At 65.7% G+C, this 15,692-nt stretch carries 18 protein-coding genes; 9 read left to right on the forward strand and 9 right to left on the reverse strand.

The features are described from left to right. Positions 1 to 133 precede the first annotated feature (133 nt). Positions 134 to 337, forward strand: a complete 204-nt coding sequence (locus GUI70_RS10355) for a hypothetical protein (RefSeq protein ID WP_161882239.1) — start codon at positions 134 to 136, stop codon at positions 335 to 337. On the opposite strand, the gene GUI70_RS10360 is transcribed toward GUI70_RS10355, so the two are convergent. From GUI70_RS10360 to GUI70_RS10370, 3 genes are read right to left on the reverse strand one after another with little or no spacing between them, the layout of a single operon-like run. Next, positions 327 to 1,217: a ribokinase gene (locus GUI70_RS10360; protein ID WP_161882240.1), complete on the reverse strand. Its 891-nt coding sequence runs from the start codon at positions 1,215 to 1,217 to the stop codon at positions 327 to 329. The genes GUI70_RS10355 and GUI70_RS10360 overlap by 11 nt on opposite strands. 9 nt (positions 1,218 to 1,226) lie before the next feature. Further along, entirely contained in the window at positions 1,227 to 1,766 is a 540-nt protein-coding gene (locus GUI70_RS10365) for a nucleoside deaminase (protein ID WP_161882241.1), read from the reverse strand. A gap of 9 nt (positions 1,767 to 1,775) precedes the next feature. Next, a complete protein-coding gene (locus GUI70_RS10370) occupies positions 1,776 to 2,168 on the reverse strand; it encodes a hypothetical protein (protein ID WP_306468292.1) in 393 nt (130 codons plus the stop codon). Positions 2,169 to 2,291: 123 nt separating this feature from the next. Between GUI70_RS10370 and GUI70_RS10375 the strand changes: the two genes are divergently transcribed. After that, complete coding sequence (locus tag GUI70_RS10375; RefSeq protein WP_161882242.1) at positions 2,292 to 3,383, forward strand: pyridoxal phosphate-dependent aminotransferase; 1,092 nt, start codon at positions 2,292 to 2,294, stop codon at positions 3,381 to 3,383. Positions 3,384 to 3,467: 84 nt separating this feature from the next. Here the strand turns inward: GUI70_RS10375 and GUI70_RS10380 are convergent, their stop codons facing one another. Then, positions 3,468 to 3,926: a hypothetical protein gene (locus GUI70_RS10380; protein WP_237724833.1), complete on the reverse strand. Its 459-nt coding sequence runs from the start codon at positions 3,924 to 3,926 to the stop codon at positions 3,468 to 3,470. Positions 3,927 to 4,046: 120 nt separating this feature from the next. Between GUI70_RS10380 and GUI70_RS10385 the strand changes: the two genes are divergently transcribed. The 7 genes from GUI70_RS10385 (at position 4,047) to GUI70_RS10410 (ending at position 9,135) form a co-directional block, all read left to right on the forward strand. Then, entirely contained in the window at positions 4,047 to 4,691 is a 645-nt protein-coding gene (locus GUI70_RS10385) for a response regulator transcription factor (RefSeq protein WP_161882243.1), read from the forward strand. Next, a complete protein-coding gene (locus GUI70_RS23980) occupies positions 4,684 to 4,956 on the forward strand; it encodes a hypothetical protein (RefSeq protein ID WP_202630454.1) in 273 nt (90 codons plus the stop codon). The genes GUI70_RS10385 and GUI70_RS23980 overlap by 8 nt, the downstream gene beginning before the upstream one ends. Next, the gene (locus GUI70_RS10390; protein ID WP_237724834.1) at positions 4,953 to 5,816 is read left to right on the forward strand and encodes a serine hydrolase; all 864 of its coding nucleotides are present in this window, start codon (positions 4,953 to 4,955) and stop codon (positions 5,814 to 5,816) included. Before GUI70_RS23980 ends, GUI70_RS10390 begins: the two co-directional genes overlap by 4 nt. A 237-nt stretch (positions 5,817 to 6,053) precedes the next feature. Next, complete coding sequence (locus GUI70_RS10395; protein ID WP_237724835.1) at positions 6,054 to 6,887, forward strand: c-type cytochrome; 834 nt, start codon at positions 6,054 to 6,056, stop codon at positions 6,885 to 6,887. Positions 6,888 to 6,918: 31 nt separating this feature from the next. Beyond that, the gene (locus tag GUI70_RS10400; RefSeq protein WP_161882245.1) at positions 6,919 to 7,572 is read left to right on the forward strand and encodes a QcrA and Rieske domain-containing protein; all 654 of its coding nucleotides are present in this window, start codon (positions 6,919 to 6,921) and stop codon (positions 7,570 to 7,572) included. Further along, positions 7,569 to 8,867, forward strand: coding sequence for a cytochrome b (locus tag GUI70_RS10405; protein WP_161882246.1), 1,299 nt, complete (start codon positions 7,569 to 7,571; stop codon positions 8,865 to 8,867). Before GUI70_RS10400 ends, GUI70_RS10405 begins: the two co-directional genes overlap by 4 nt. Positions 8,868 to 8,940: 73 nt before the next feature. After that, on the forward strand, positions 8,941 to 9,135 hold the full coding sequence (locus GUI70_RS10410) for a hypothetical protein (RefSeq protein WP_161882247.1): 195 nt from the start codon (positions 8,941 to 8,943) through the stop codon (positions 9,133 to 9,135). A gap of 17 nt (positions 9,136 to 9,152) precedes the next feature. On the opposite strand, the gene GUI70_RS10415 is transcribed toward GUI70_RS10410, so the two are convergent. From GUI70_RS10415 to GUI70_RS10435, 5 genes are all read right to left on the reverse strand, one after another. Beyond that, entirely contained in the window at positions 9,153 to 10,370 is a 1,218-nt protein-coding gene (locus GUI70_RS10415) for a zinc-dependent alcohol dehydrogenase (protein ID WP_161882248.1), read from the reverse strand. A 209-nt stretch (positions 10,371 to 10,579) separates the two neighbouring features. After that, a complete protein-coding gene (tsaE, locus tag GUI70_RS10420; RefSeq protein ID WP_161882249.1) occupies positions 10,580 to 11,002 on the reverse strand; it encodes a tRNA (adenosine(37)-N6)-threonylcarbamoyltransferase complex ATPase subunit type 1 TsaE in 423 nt (140 codons plus the stop codon). A 35-nt stretch (positions 11,003 to 11,037) separates the two neighbouring features. Then, positions 11,038 to 13,005 carry a coiled-coil domain-containing protein gene (locus GUI70_RS10425; protein WP_161882250.1) on the reverse strand — a complete coding sequence of 656 codons (1,968 nt, stop codon included), beginning with the start codon at positions 13,003 to 13,005 and terminating at the stop codon, positions 11,038 to 11,040. A gap of 38 nt (positions 13,006 to 13,043) precedes the next feature. Beyond that, positions 13,044 to 14,663, reverse strand: coding sequence for a hypothetical protein (locus tag GUI70_RS10430; RefSeq protein ID WP_161882251.1), 1,620 nt, complete (start codon positions 14,661 to 14,663; stop codon positions 13,044 to 13,046). After that, positions 14,660 to 15,619, reverse strand: coding sequence for a roadblock/LC7 domain-containing protein (locus tag GUI70_RS10435; RefSeq protein ID WP_161882252.1), 960 nt, complete (start codon positions 15,617 to 15,619; stop codon positions 14,660 to 14,662). The genes GUI70_RS10430 and GUI70_RS10435 overlap by 4 nt, the downstream gene beginning before the upstream one ends. Between the last annotated feature and the right edge of the window lie 73 nt (positions 15,620 to 15,692).

Here is a 15,692-nt window from a genome sequence, read left to right on the forward strand (position 1 = left end):
AGCCGAACTCCCGATCGGGTGCTGGATCGTTCTGGCACTGCCGTTGATACTGGTGAGCGCACCATTCGTGCTGACGTTCGGGGCAATCCGAGAACAGCTCCAACGCTGCCCAGGCTGCAAAAGGCGTGGGACTTTGGAACGTGTCCGCCTGGAGCCGCTCGCCGAAGCGTTAGAACTGGGTCGCCTGGAGGCTTCAGCCTTGCCCGTTCAGGAGAGCTGGCAGGACACCCCGTGGGAAGACCTGCGGCGCGTCAATCCCGATTCGGTGGTGTGGCAGTGCCGGGTCTGCGGCGCACAGTTCAAGCAGGACAGCGCGCTGACCCGACTCAACTCCTGAGCGCCACCTCGATCTCTCCCCGTGTGGGCATAGCGGCCTGAGCACCCAGCCGGGTGCAGGCCAGCGCCCCGGCCACGTTTGCGGCTTCGAGGGACTCGGGCAGCGCTGCGCCGCCCGAGAGCCAGGCTGCCAGGACGCCGCAGAAGGTATCGCCCGCTCCGGTGGTGTCCACGACCTCAACTGGATGGGCAAGCTGTCTTATGGATTCGTCCTGCGTCACGGCCAGTGAGCCGCGCCCGCCCAGCGTCACGATCACCGTGCCCACGCCGCGAGAAAGCAGTGAGCGGGCTGCCGCTTCCTCCTGATCCACCGACGTTCCGGCGAGCTGGGCCAGTTCGTGCTCGTTGACGAGCAGGAGGTCGAGCAGCGGCCACAGTTCGCCGAGCAACTCACGGGCAGGTGCGGCATTGAGCATGACCTGTGCGCCCGCCGCCCTGGCCCGTGTGGCGGCGGCCAGTACCGTTTCCTGCGGAATTTCCTGCTGCATCAGTAGATGGCTCACGCCCGAGAAATCGGCGGGCAAGTCGGTGGGCGAGAGCCGGGCGTTGGCCCCGCTCGCCACCGTAATGCTGTTCTCGCCGCCGTCCGAAATGGTGATCAGGGCGACGCCGCTGGGCACGTCCAGTTCGCGCAGATGCGTGAGATTGACATTGGCTGCCGAGAGCGCCTGGCGCGGCACTGGGGCGAAACTGTCACGTCCCACCGCACCGCAAAAGGCAACGGACGCACCCGCCCTGGCCGCCGCCACCGCCTGGTTGGCTCCCTTTCCGCCGGGCTGCACCTCGGCGTCACTGCCCAGCACCGTCTCGCCGGGGGAAGGCGCGCGCCGCACCCGCACCAGAATGTCCGTGTTGAGGCTGCCGACGATCAGAACGCTCATGGTCTGAGTTTAGTCCACCCCCGCCGTCTCTGCGGGGTAACGCTGCTGCCACAGCTGCCAGCCCTCTTCAGGAAAGGCCCGCTTGGCCTCGGGGGCAAACAACACCGCGCCCTCCTGTTCCAGGTCGGCGTCGGGGCATGGAACGACATCGGTTTCCTGCATGGCGGGATGGTCGGCCCAGGCGATCAGGCGGCCCGCTCCGCCCCAGGCGTCGTCAGTGGCCCAGACTAAGCGGCCCAGTTGCAAGAGCGCCGAGGCTCCGCCGCACATCAGGCAGGGTTCCAGGCTGGTGTAGAGGGTCAACGATTCGGGGTTTTTGAGTTTTCCTGCCTGAAAGAACACGTCCATCTCGGCGTGCGACACGCTGGCATCGCCCACGTGCTCGGCGCTTTGGGGTTCGCCAACCCGGTTGCGGCCCCGGAAGACGATCTCACCGCCCGCGTCGACCAGCACCGCGCCGACCGGCGAACTGCCTGCCGCCTGGGCTTCGCGGGCCAGCTTGAGGGCTTCTTGCAGGTAACGGCGGTGCGGCTGGGTGTGAAAGGTCATGCCACCAGTCTAGGAAGTGCCCGAGTCCTCACTGGACTGAGCGGCGTTTGAGGTTTCTGAAGATTGTGACGCCACTTGAGATTCGGTCTGCGGGTTGGCCTGGACATCGGGAAACGGCCCCGCTGCGGTGTCGATGACCGTCAGCGAACGCAGCGTCTCGCCCTGGTGCCAGCCGTACTCGGGCGTCTCGAACCCCAACCCCTGGGCGATGGCTGAAGCGGTGGCGTGATCGGGCACGCTGTCGAGGGAGAAGAGCAGGAAGCGCGAGCCGCCCGGCGCGATGCGGCAGTAGAGGTCCTCGCCGATCTGAACCTGCTGGGTGCGCTCCAACTCGCGGGCACGCTGCTGGGCACGGCGAAGCACGTCCCTGATCTTGACGGTATCGGTGGGGGGCAGGGCCATGCCTTCAGGGTAACGAGTTTGGCGAGCGGCGTGTGCGGACTTGCCGCACCGAGCGGACATCCGGCAGCTCAGGCCGTCAGGAGACAGCGGAGTCGGGCGGGCAAAAGGGTTATAACCGGAAGCATGACCACTTCCCCCTCCCCGACCCAGCCTGCACCCCTCTCCGGCGTGCGCGAGGCGGTGCGGCGCACCCCGGCCTACCCGTTTACCCCAATTGACGCCCCGATCAAGCTCGACCAGAACGAGAGCGCCCTGGACCTTCCCCCCGAGCTGCGCGCGCTGGCGCTGGCGCGATTGGCAACCCAGGACTGGAACCGCTACCCCGATCTGCACGCCGACACCCTGCGTCACAAGATCGCCGCCTTCGAGGACTGGGACCCGGAAGGCGTGGTCGTCACGCCGGGCAGCAACGTGCTGATCAAGCTGCTGACCGAATTGGCGGGCCTGCACCAGACGGTGCTGAGCGTGCAACCGACCTTCTCGGTCTACACCCTGGAATCGAGCCTGCTCGGCGCGAAGACGGTGCTCATCCCGCTCAACCCCGACTTCTCGCTGCCGGTAGAGGCGCTGAGCGCCGAGCTGCGCGGCGGTGGGCCGGGCCTGCTATTCGTGACCCAGCCACACGCGCCCACCGGCCACCTCGACGCCGAGGCCGACGTGAGAGCGGTGCTGGACGCCGCCGGAGAAGGGTGGGTCGCCGTGCTGGACGAGGCATACCACCAGTTCTCGTCGTCCGATGGCCGTTCTCTGGTGCGCGGGCGCGAAAACCGCCTCTCGCTGCGGACCTTCTCCAAGGCCTGGGGACTGGCGGGCCTGCGGCTGGGCTACGCGCTGACCTCACCGGCCCTGGCCGCCCACCTGCAAAAACTGGTCAGCGCCTTCAACGTCAATATCCTGACCCAGACGGTGGCCGAGGTGGCGCTGGAGCATCCCGGCTACGTGCGCGAGCGGGCGGCCCAGACCATCGCCGAGCGGGACCGGGTGCTCGCAGCCCTGAAACAGCACCCGGTTTACAGCGCGCTGCCCTCGCAGGCCAACTTCTTTTTGCTGCGCACGCCCGACGCCGACGCCGCTTACCAGCACCTGCTGTCGCGCGGCATTCTGGTGCGCCGCCAGGACAAGCTGCCGATGCTGGGAGGCTGCCTGCGCGTCAGCATCGGCGCGCCGCACGAGAACGATGCTTTGCTGGAAGCACTGGCCGAGATCAACGCGTAGAGCTGTTGTCTGTCTGGATGACTGGGCCACCAGCACGCTCAGTCATCCCGCCGCCTAAATGCGCTCTCTTTCGCTTCCGTCAATTCAGCGCTGAGCACGATCGGGAATCAGCAAGGTCTTCAGGGGCTTGCCGCCGCCGAACACTGGGAACAGTTCCTGTTTGAGGTACGAATTGACTACAGCGTCATGAATGCTGGGCGGCAGGGTACCCGCCGGGTACTGGTTACTGACCGGATCGATCGGGAAGCCCAGCGCGAGGGATCCCACCAGCACCAGTCCAGCCAGGAAGCCGCCCACCGCTCCGGCGATCAGGTGCCAGGTCTCGATTACCGAACCGATCAGCCGCCGGGCCAACCAGGCCACCCCGAAACCCAGCAGCAGCGCGGCGGGCAAAGCGGCCCAGCCGCGCAGCAGGGTGTTGCAGACAAAACATACGGCGACAATCCCCACTCCCCAGGCTAGGCCCGCCAGCCCGCGCCTGGCTCCCAGGGCAGTGGTGGCGGCCAGCAGCGTCACGAGCAGGGCGTCAAACCAGGTAATCACGCTCAGCAGTGTAGGGCAAGGAATCTTGCAAGAGGTTCACAGCCCGCGCGCCAAGTCTTCAGGGCCGGGCCTGTAACGCTTGGTTCACTGCCGCCGCTCACACGGGCGTAGACTGCGGGCATGATTCGAGTGCTGCTGGCCGACGACCACGCCCTGTTTCGCCAGGGGTTACGAAGCCTGCTGGAAAGCGAGGGCATGCGTGTGATTGGGGAGGCCGCCAACGGACGCGAGGCCATCCGCTACGCTGCCGAAACCCATCCCGACGTGATCTTGATGGACATCCAGATGCCGGAACTCGATGGGGTGAAGGCCACCCAGAACATTCTGGAAATCGACGCCAACGCCCGCGTCATCATCATCACCATGTACCGCCAGGACCGTTACGTGTTCGAGGCGGTTAAGGCCGGAGCACGCGGTTACATCCTCAAGGACGCCGACGCCGCCACCCTGATCGACGCCATCGTGCGGGTCGCGGGCGGCGAAGCGCTGCTCGATCCCGACATGGCCCAGAACGTGCTCGACGATTTCCGTGACAAGCGCGAGGTGCTCCCTAGTGGCAAGCACGCCGACCTCAACGAGCGCGAAACCATGATTCTCAAGTTGCTGGCCCAGGGCTTTTCCAACCAGGAAATCGCCCTGCGGCTCGACATCTCCGAGAAGACCGTCCGCAACCGCTTGTCGGAAATCTTCACCAAGTTGCAACTCAACAACCGCACCCAGGCCGCGCTCTATGCCATCCGCGAGGGCATCGCCAACCTTGAGTAGAGCTTCAGGCAAATCAGCTTCCAATAAAGCGCCGGGCAGGCCACGCCTTCCTGCGCCCAGCGCCCAAACCTACCGGGCCGGATGCGCCCGCACCTGGACCCTGGCCGCCACCGAGCCTGACCTGGCCTACACAGACCTCGTCTTTGCCGAATGCCCCGAGTGTCCGCACCGGGTCACGCCCGACGGTGGGCCGGACTTCTGCACGCTCAGACCGCAGGGTGCGGCCCACCCGTTCGCGGCGCTGGCGGCCCTGAAACTGACGTGACGCCCCAGCAGCGCGGTCAGGCGTTTGTGGAGCAGCTGCGCAGTCGGGGCTACGCGGGCGAGGTGGGGCTGCACATCAGCGCTTTGGACGGGCAGCTGCTGGCAACGCACGCCGCCGACGTGGTGTTTCCGGCGGCCAGCATCATCAAGGTGCCGCTGCTGCTGCTGGCCCTGGAGCGGGTGCAGGCCGGAGCGCTGAACCTAGCCGAGCGTTTCGAGTTGCGCGCCGCAGACCGGGTGGGCGGCGCGGGCGTGCTGCACGAACTCGGCGCGGGGCTGCGGCCCAGCTTGCAGGACCTGCTGACCCTGATGATTATCGTGAGCGACAACACCGCCACCAATCTGGTGATTGAGCAGCTCGGGGTAAACGCCGTGAACGCCTGGCTGGATGAGCGGGGCTGCTCCCACACCCGGCTGGTCGGCAAGTTGCAACTGCCGCCCGAACAGCACAACCCGGCCCAGCGCCGGGGCGAGCGCAACCGCACCACAGCAGCTGAGCAGGCCCGGCTGCTGCTGGGATTGTGGAACGGCGAGCGGCTCGACCCGCTGCACCGAGAACTGGCCCTCTCGATTCTGGGCCACCAGCAGTACCGCGACATTCTGGCCCGCCCGCTGCCGCACGACGCCCAGGGCACGCCGCTCTACCGGACCCATACCAAGAGCGGCGAACTCGGCGGCGTCCACCACGATGTCGGCCTGCTGCAGCTGCCCAGAGGACTGTGTGTGACGCTGCTCAGCCGGGGCGGCAGCGACGCGGCAGGGCATCCCTACAACCGCGACGCGATTGCGCTCTCGGATACGCTCTACCCGCTCCTGGCCGCGCTCGGTGGGATTTATGAGGACGTGAGCGGGGACATTTAGACCACTCATTTTTACGTACACTCAGTGGACGCCAAGTCGCGCCGTTCTGAGCACCCTGTTGCAGTGAAAAACTCGGCTGGGTGCGCTGCCAGCGCTCTTGGGGCCAGTGTGGGCGTGGTATGCTGGGCACGGACCAGGAACGCGGCGCAAGAAGCGCCACTTCACGCATGAGGGAGAAAGAACGTGGAACGGAACGACGCAGTGATGCCCTCGGTCGCGATTGTACTCGCGGCGATTATGTGGATTACGCTTCTCTTTTTATTTAACCAGGAAACGGCCCCGGAGCCGGTCAAGATCGACCCGGCCCTGAACGCGGCGGCGGCCAAAGAGTGGCCTGTGCTGGGCAAGCAGATCTTCACCCAGGGCAACCCCGCCGAGGGAGCCACTGCCTGCGCGGGCTGCCACGGCCTCAACGGTCAGGGCGGCGTGGGACCCAAACTCGCTGGTGACCAGAACATCTTGCAAGACGCTGTGCTGGTTCATACCCGTGTGGTCAAGGGCAAGGGAGCCATGCCCGCTTTCGGGGAGCAGCTCAAGGACAACGAGATCTACGCCGTGACCAACTACGTGCTCAACTCCTGGGGCAACAAGGCGACTCCCCCGCTGGTGACACCCGCCGTGGTGGCTGCCGCCGCCACCACCATCAGCCCCGACCTGCTCAAGAACCGCTCACGCTTCGTGCCCGAAGAGATCAAGCTGCCGGAAATCACGCTGGTGACGTTCATGCTGCTGTGCCTGACCTACGGCATCATCGGGCTGTACAGCGTCTGGGCCGAGGGCCAGGAACTCAAGCCCGGCATCCACAAGACCCGCAGCTCCCCACTCTCGATGCTCTCGATGATCGCCACCCTGATCGGCATCATGGTGTTCGGCGTGCTGTTCGCCCGCCAGATTCTGGTGGACCTAGCGGGCTGGTCAGCGGACCCGATTGTCAAGCCCAACGTGTCGGCGGAAGGCTTTTACTCGGCGATGGTCGTCATTTTGCTGGGCGTGGCGGCGGGCCTCTACAAGAAGTACTTCATGGACAGCGAAGTGCTGATCGAAGACTCCAGCGGTGAGTTCCCGTGGTAAGCGGGACCGAAAGAAGCGTGGTGACGAAATTATGACCAAGTACAGACGTGCAGACCCTGAAATTTCCCGACGCAAGTTCATCAACGTGGCGCTCGGCACCGCCGGAGCCGTGGGCGGCCTCGGGTTGGTGACGGCGCTGGCCGGAGTGCGTCCGCCCAACCGCATCACCTTCGGCAAGTTGCCCGCCGTAGACGGCGACATCCTGGTACATGCCGAAGGCCCCAACGACGGTCAGCCAATCAAGGTAGCCGACCTCAACGACAAGATCACCCGGGCCTGGCCGCAGGGCAAGGATAACAAGGGCAACACCGTCATCAAGAAGGACGAACCCAACAACCTGCTGATCATCTACAAATTCCCGGTGAACGAACTGATCGCCCCCACCAACCTCAAAGGCACTGATCAAGGTGTAGTCGCCTACAGCGGCATCTGTCAGCACCTCGGCTGCCAGGTGGGCGACAATGCGTCCAAGCCCGAGACCATTTTGTGCCCCTGTCACTCTGGGGCCTACGATCCGCGCGCGGGCTGCAAGGTCATCGGCGGGCCACCTCCCAAACCGCTGCCGCAGCTTCCCATTAAACTCAGTGGTGACGGCGTCACGGTGGCTGCGCCGCTTGAGGAACCCTATTTTGGCTTGACGGACAGCGACTGGAAAGCGCTGCTTGAGGAGGCGAAGACACTATGAACCAGTGGCTCGACGAACGGCTCCACATCTCGCGCTTGAACGACAAGTTTTTGCGCAAAGCTTTCCCTGTTCACCATAGCTTCTTCCTGGGTGAAATCACGCTGTTCGCCCTCATTGTGCTGATTCTGACCGGCGCGATCCTGGCGCTGTTCTACGAGCCCAGCACCGTGCTGGTCAAGAACCCGCTTGACCCGACCGGAGCCACTGTGCCCGCCGCCTGGGCCAGTGCCATCAACATTAACGCCATGCCGTTCGGCGACATGCTGCGGCGGATGCACCACTGGATGGCCAACCTGATGATGGGCGCGGGCCTGATGCACATGATGCGCATCTACTTCACGGGCGCTTACAAGAAGCCCCGCGAGATCAACTGGTGGATCGGCCTGCTGCTGATCATCTTCACTGCGCTGACCGCCGTCACCGGCTACAGCCTGCCCTACGATAACTTCGCTTTCACCACCCTCAAGGTCGTCGTGGGAATCGCTTCGAGCATTCCCTGGATCGGCGAGTGGGTCGGCCAGGCAGCCTTCGCGGGCAAGTTCCCCGGCCCCGGCATCATCTCTCGCGTCTACGGCTACCACATCATGCTGCTACCCGGCATTCTGCTTGCCCTGACCGGCGCGCACATGCTGCTGATGATCAAGCAGAAGCACACCCAGCCCCGCTACGCCAAGGAGCTGGCCTACAAGAAGATCGTGGGCGTGCCGCTGATCACCCAGCAGACCCCCATCATGCTGATGCTGGCGCTGCTCTTTACAGGCCTGGTGATGCTGTTCGCCGCCTTCATCCCAGTTCACCCCGTCGAGGTCTTCGGACCGCCCAGCAACCAGTCACCCATCGTCAAGCCGGACTTTTACCTGCTGTGGGTCTTCGGTATCCTGGCGATCTTGCCGGGCAGCCTGGAGTTCAACCTGTGGGGCGGAGTCTTCAACGCCGAGTTCTTCGGCGCGCTGGTCACACCGGGTATCATCATCGGCCTGCTGTTCGCCATTCCCTTGATCGACCGCAGCAGCGAGAACCAGTACTACGCCGAAAACCCCACCGACTACCCGGTGAGGCTGGGACTGGGCATCGCCTTCTTCGTGATGATCGGGGTCTTCAGCGTGGCCGGGTACCGACCGGAACTGGTGCAATCGGGCATCCTCAAGGAGAGCAACGCCAACACCATTCTGTGGATTCTGGCGGTTGTCCTGCCCATCATCAGTTACTTCGCGGTCATCGGCATCGTGCGCGGCATTCGCAAGCTGCGTGAGGCCGACCAGCGTGAGATGCAGGCTGCCGCCGCCGACGACTGAGTTAACCAGTTCAAAGCAAAACCGAGAGGGCCGGACAGGGAGACTTGTCCGGCCCTTCTTTTATGCTGTGCGGGTGAGTGATCTTGAAGTTTATCTGGCGGAGCAGGCCCGTCGCCTGAACCTCACGCCCCTGACCCTGGGTACAGCCAGCCCCGAAACCCTGCATACCTACTGCGCGGCGGTGTTGCACGAACTCGCGGCGCGGGGCCTGCTGGAAGGCGAGCGCGAGATCGGCTGCTACGCGGCAGCGCGGGCCAGCGGGAACTGAGCCATGCTGCTTACGCTTTACGCCTGCTGCGGCTCCAGCTCCACTTTGATCCAGCCGGGCTGGCGCTTGTCGAACGCCTTATAGGCGCTGATGGCGTCCTGAATGCCCACGTCCTCGGTCAGCACCTTGGTGGGATCAATCACGCCAGCGGCCACCATGTTGACCAGGCGGGGGATGTAGGCGCGGTGGTCGCAGTTGCCCATGCGCAAAGTCAGGTTCTTGTTCATGGCCTTGCCAATGGGGTAACTGGTCATGGTGGGCGAGTACACCCCGATGATGCCGATCTGCCCAGCCTTTTTCACCACTTCTACTGCCCATTCCAGCACCTGCGAAGGGCCGTCGCCCGGCACCCACTGACCGTCCTTGGTCGGTTTGGCGTCAGGGGCGTTGTGCTGCACCTGGGCCTTGAACTGCTTGAGCTGCTCGGCGTCGGGTTGGGCCGGACCGCCGTGGGCGTGCTGGGCATCGATACCCACCACGTCAATCACGCAGTCGGCCCCCACTCCGCCGGTCAGGCGCTGCACAGCCTTCACCGGGTCTTCGGTATCGAAGTTGACGGTCTCGGCTCCGTTGCGCCGGGCCATGTCGAGCCGGTCCGGCAACCGGTCCACCGCGATGATCCGGGTCGCGCCCAGCAACTTGGCGCTGATGATGGCGAACTGCCCCACCGGCCCGCAGCCGAACACGACCACCACACTGCCTTCCTTGACACCCGCGATGTCAGCCCCGAAGTAAGCGGTGGGGAAAATATCGGAGAGCAAGATGGCCTGATCGTCGCTGACATTGTCGGGCAACTTGATCAGGCTGCTGTTGGCGTAGGCGATGCGGGCCTTCTCGGCTTGCAGACCGTCAAAGGGGCCGGAATCCTTGGGGCCACCGTAAAAGGCCGTGCCCGCCGAGGGGCCGTTGGGGTTGGCGTTGTCGCACTGGGCGGTGTTGCCCTCGCGGCAGGGCGGGCAGTACCCGCAGGAGATGGTCGAGGGAATGACCACCCGGTCACCCGGCGCGAAGTTGCGAACGTCGTCGCCGACCTGCTCGACCACGCCCACACCCTCGTGACCGAGAATGGTCCCCGGCACCATGCCGCCCATGGTGCCGCGAATGAAGTGCAGGTCGGTGCCGCAAATGGCGCTAGCGGTCAGCCGCACCACCGCGTCGGTCTTCTCCCTGAGCTGGGGTTCGGGAACGTCGTCGAGCCGAATATCACCAATGCCGTGCCAGACTACTGCTTTCATACTGCCTCCTGAAGAGTCTCGAACGAAACCGTTTCAGGTGTAGCGTCTCAGCGCCGCCGCTGGATGAACGAAACAGGGCGAACGCCTTCAAAAATGGACGAACGCTGGAGAAGCTGGTGCGCGCAGCGTAAGGAGCCGCACACTCTAAAGAGCAGCCCCCAGTTCAGTCGAACCCGTTCAGTTGCAACACTTCAACCAAGACAGCTCTGTCAGCGTCGCCGGGTCAGCCGCCGCCCCCCGCTGGGGAGATGTTCCAGGTGCAGCAACCAGGCGTCGGGGAAGTCGTCGTAGAAAAGCTGGCCCCACTCGATGATGCTCAGCCGGGCCTCACCCATCAGGCGCTCCAGGTCCATCTCGTAGAGTTCCTGGGAACGGTTCACCCGGTAGGCGTCCACGTGCATCACCTGGCCTTGCGGCGTGGGGTAGAGCTGCATCAGGGCGTAGGTGGGGCTGCTGACCAAGCCGCCGAAGCCGAGCGCCGCGATCAGTCCCTGGGTCAGCGTGGTTTTGCCCGCGCCGAGTTCACCTTCCAGAAACAGCACCGCGTGGGCGGTCAGACTGGGCAGCAACGCCGCGCCGAAGGCCCGCTGGGCGGCCTCACTTCCGAGTTCGGTGCTCTGGCCCAGCTGCATACAGGGCATCATAGCGACTGAACAGGACGAGTGGATTATTCCGGAAATTCGTCCAGGCGTGCCCTGGCCTGCTCAATGCTGCTTCCCTGAACTGCCCGGTGACCACCGAGATGCGGCACCAGCAACCAGACACCGTCCGGCGTCTCCAGGCGCACCTCGGCGTCTCCGATGGGCGGCGGTAGTTCGGCGAGCTGCGCACTCAGGCGCGCCAGTGACCACGCCTGCGGGTCCGGCGCGCCGCGCATGACCAGGCCGCCGCGCAACTCCCACAGCCCCGTCGGCAGCGGCGCGGCGGTCATCAGTTCCTGCTGCGGTGCCTCATCGAGCCCCAGGGCGTCGAGCAGGCCGGTCAGGGCGTCCTCGCCGAATTGGGCGGTGACCTCGCGGGCCACCTGAAATTCGGCCCTGGCCTCGGTCAGCAGCGCCTCGGCCTCACTGAGCACCTGAACGTAGTGCGCGCGGCCATCGGCAGACAGCTTGCCGAGCTTGAGATGGGAGCGCAGGGTATCGGCCAGGCGACCCAGCCGCAGAATCGTCTCACCGGCCAGATAACGGTACTGGCCGTATTCGTCGAGCACCTGCCGGGCACGGGTATCGTAGGCCTCGCGCTCCTGAGCTGCTGCGCCCTTGCGCTGGTCGATCACGGCCCACAAAGCACTGAGATCGGCCATCTCGCCGCGCTCGAGCGCCTGGGCCGCCTGCGACAGATCACCCTGAAGGCCCTCGATCACCGGCAGGTCACGGGCCGCCTGCTCGATTTCCAGCAGTTCGCGCTGGCTTTCCAGGGCGTCCTCGGCACTCTCACCTTCGCGCTCCAGAACCGGCAAGCTGCGCGCGAGCAGGCGCAGTTCGTCGGTGGCGAGGCTGCCCGAGGCCAGCAGGCCCAGTGCCACCGAGACGGCCAGCTGGGCCTGCTGCACCGCGCCGAGAGAAGCGTCGAGCTGCACCAGCCGCGCTTCCAGGTCACCGAGTTCGATCTGCTGAGCGTCGAGCCGGGCCACCTGGGCCGCTTCCAGATCGCTGCGCAGGCGCACGAAGCGCTCCTCGCCGAGAAGGTGCCCACTGTCGAGCCGCTCCCTGGCCGCCTGCACTTCCAGGTTCAGCGCGTCCTCGACACGCAGCAGCGCAGCAAATTCACGGCTGAGATCGCCCAGCGCCCGCACCTCGTGGACGCGGTCCATCTCGCGCATCTCCTGCACGACGTCGTCGCTGGCCTGCGGAGCTGCGCCGCCCACCGGCAGGCCCACCACCGAGGACGCCACCAGTTTGCGCAGATCGAGGGTCAGGCTGCGGGCGCGCTCGACTTCCGAAGGCAGTAGCGCGCCTTCCTTCTGGGCCGACTCGATACTCTGAAGGAGGCCGCCCAGACGGCGCACCTTGGGACCGCCCACCCCCTCGACCCGGCCAAATCCGGCGCGCAGCTCGGCCAGATCGCTTTCCTGTCTCACCAGTGCTTCGGCCAGACGGGCCGCCAGGGTATCGCACAGTTCCTGACCCTCGAAGAGCAGCTTTTCCGGTGGCGGTTTGCCCGCGTCCAGTTCGGCGCGTAGCACCGCGCTCAGCGCACGCAGGCGCTTGACTTCTGGCCAGTCGAAATACAGCGCATATGCCTTGAGGGCGTCTTCGAGCTGCGCGACCTGGGTCTGCTGCTCGGGCGTGGCCGCCGGAAGCTGGGGGGCCGTATGCTCAGTCTCATCCGGCGCCCCGGCAAACTCTGCCGAATTGCTGAAGATGGTCGGGGTGGCGGGCCGGACGATTGGCGTGGCCGCCGCCGACCTTGCCAGTTCGGCCAGCACTTCCTCGATGCGGCGCTTGGCCAGCGAGGCGGGCACCGTGAGTTGCAGGCGGCGAAACACGTCACGCTTGAGAATGTCGGCGAGCTGGGCAGGCGAGAGTTGCTCGGCCCGCAGTGAACGGTCCTGGGCGGCACCCTCGATCAGCCGCTCCAGTGCCCGCGCCGAGATGAGGTCGCCGAGCTGGCGCACCGCTTCCTGGTAAGACATTCAGTTCTCCTTGAAACCGGGCGCGGCCCGCCGCACCATCAGATTTCCTCATCCCATTCCAGACTGCTCTGGGTTTCGGTTTGGATCGGCTTGGCATTGACTCCCAGCAATCCGAATTGCAGGCACAATCCCCGGAAGCCGTAGGTCAGGGCCGTCAGAGCCAGCATCAGACTCAGAATCCAGACGGGACCGCCCCAGGCGTTCTGGGTCAGGGTCAGGTTGGTGAAGCTGCGCAGCGCGCCGACGCCTGAGAGGTCGCCCAGGAAGCCGAGCAGCCCACCCACGCCTTCGAGCAGCGCGGGCAGCAGCAGCAAAATCAGCCCGCCCAGAATGGCCCGCCAGTAGGGGTTGCGGCTGCCGAAGGCCAGGTTGAGCAAATAGAGCGGGTAAGCCGAGAGGACCGCCAGCAAGAAGAAGAACATGGCCCGCACCACGCCACCGAAGCTGCGTGAGACGCTGGCGGCAGAAGCGTTCAGAACGCTGCCGGGGGTGGCCTTGACCTCGGCCTCGACGTTGCCGAGTTCACCGATCAGCGACTGCACGTCGCTGGGCCGCAGGCCACTGCGGTTTTTCAAGCTGCTCAGATCCTGGGCCAGTGCCGGGTAGCTGGCGCTGCGGCTGAGCGTGCGGGCCTGGCGCAGTGCGCCCTCGGCGTTGGCCAGGGCCAGGCGGGCTGTGGGCTGATCGGCCACCGCCGCCGCACTCAGGGCGCGCCCCAGATTGGCGTAGACCGCCTCCGCGCCGCCGATGGACCCGGCACCCGGACGCGGCGTCGCCCCGGCAGGGCTGTCTGCCGGGGTGGTGCTGGCCGAACTGGTCGCCGGACTGGGCGTGTTCTGGGGCACGGCCGGAGTCGGTTGTGCCACCGTACTCGCCGCGCTGCCGGAAGCTGCACTCTGCACGAAGCGGGCCGCCCCGGTGCGAAGCGTCTGCAGGGCGCTACGGGCCGCCTCGCTGTCGCCGCCAGTCAGGGCGCTGAAGGCGCTGGCGAACTGATCGACCTGCAAGTTGCCCGCTGCGGGCGCGCCCTGCACCGCCGTGTACCAGCTAGCGGCGCGGGTCAGGTTGAGGTAGGCCCCGGCGCGGTCGGCCAAATTGACGGCCCCCAGGTAGCCCTGCACCTTGCGGGCGGCGGCCTGGTCGAGCAGCCGCTGGGCCTGCGGCAGATTGCGGCTGGCCGAGGTGAGGAACGAGCTGCGGCTGGCGCCATCCAGACCGAATTCCTCGGCCAGCAGGCGGCTCTGGTTTTGCAGGCTGGCGCTCGGGGTAGTCGACGCAGCACTCCGGGCAGCGGCCAGGGCGCTGAGGGTCTGGCTGTAGAGCACCGCCCGCATCAGCCCGCGTGCCTGGGTGACCTGGGCTTCCAGATCGGCGGCGCTGCGGGCCAGCGAGGCGCGCGAGGACGAGAGCGAGGTGTCCAGACCCTGCGCCAGCAAATTGCTGCTGATGGTGGGTTTCAGGGTGTCGAGCGCTTGCTGTGCCTTTTGCAGGTCGCCCAGGCTGCGCGCCTTGCTAAAGGCCCGGTCCTGCACAGCACTGCCGAGGGCCGACTTGAGTTGACGGTAGGCGTCCAGGTTCTGCGCACCCGCACTGCCGATCAGGGCCAAGCCGAGCAGCGCGGCTCCCGGCAGGGAGCGTGAACGGAGCAGCGCATTCACGCCGCCACCTCGATCTGCTGCAACTCGCTGAGGAGCCGCCCCACGTTGACATTGCCGCGAGCCAGCAGGGCCACGCAGTAGTTGCCGACGACCCGCATGCAGACGGTGGCGTTGCCAAGATCGGCACTGAGCAGTTTGAGGTCGCGCTGCCGGAACAGCATGGCGGTGGCAGCCACCACGCTGCCGAGTTGCGGCGCACCCTGCGGCGCGCGCACGCTCAGCACCTGGCCGTCGGTGCTGCACAGCACCACAGTCTGTACGCCCGCGTGCCGGGCCAGTTCGTAGAGCAGCGCGTCCTGGCCCTGGGGGGTTGCCAGTTCGTAGCGCTTGTGAGCCGCTTGCAGGTGGGCGTAGTCGGGGTCGCTGAACTCGAAGTCGTCCGCACCGAAGGCTTCGGCACTCGACTCCTCGGCACTGGCGGCGAACGCCTCATCCTTCAGATCGGACTTCAGGGACTCGGCGGCAGATTGGGGGGCACTCAGGTCGGTCACGCTCTCCTCTTTTCGGCCCGCTTCGGGGACCGGGGGTGTGGCTTTGAAACGAGCGTCAAGCGGCGCAGGACTGGGCGGCGGGCGTCTGGCGGCAGTCGGCGGCGCACGGTCTGGTCCTTCCTCAGGGCCTTGCAGGTGGCTCTCGTCGTTCCATATGGTGTCGTCTTCCTGATCCCAGATCACGGTTCGGTCGTCCTGGCCGAACATGGTCGAGGATTTGAGGTCGTTGCGCTCAAGCCTGCGTGAGAGTGCGCGCAGCTTGTCGAAGGCGGCGGTGCCGGGCAGCACCTGTGAGAGGCGGCGTTCGAGCGGTCCAGCCAACACCCGCTGCATATCCCGCGCCGTGACCGTGTCGGGCGAGAGCTTGAGGTCACGCAGTGAGGCGCTCAGCATCGTCTCGGCAGCACGGCCCGACACCACCTTCGATAAGGAGCGTGCTGTGAGTTGGAAGACGGGGTTCGGCATGAGTTAGGAAAAGTATAAAGAGGGCCGCTTACATCTTTCTCTCAGAAGCTGTCGCCAGCTCAACCGGGTCCGC

This window comes from Deinococcus alpinitundrae, assembly GCF_009982895.1.
Classification (GTDB): Bacteria; Deinococcota; Deinococci; order Deinococcales; family Deinococcaceae; genus Deinococcus; species Deinococcus alpinitundrae.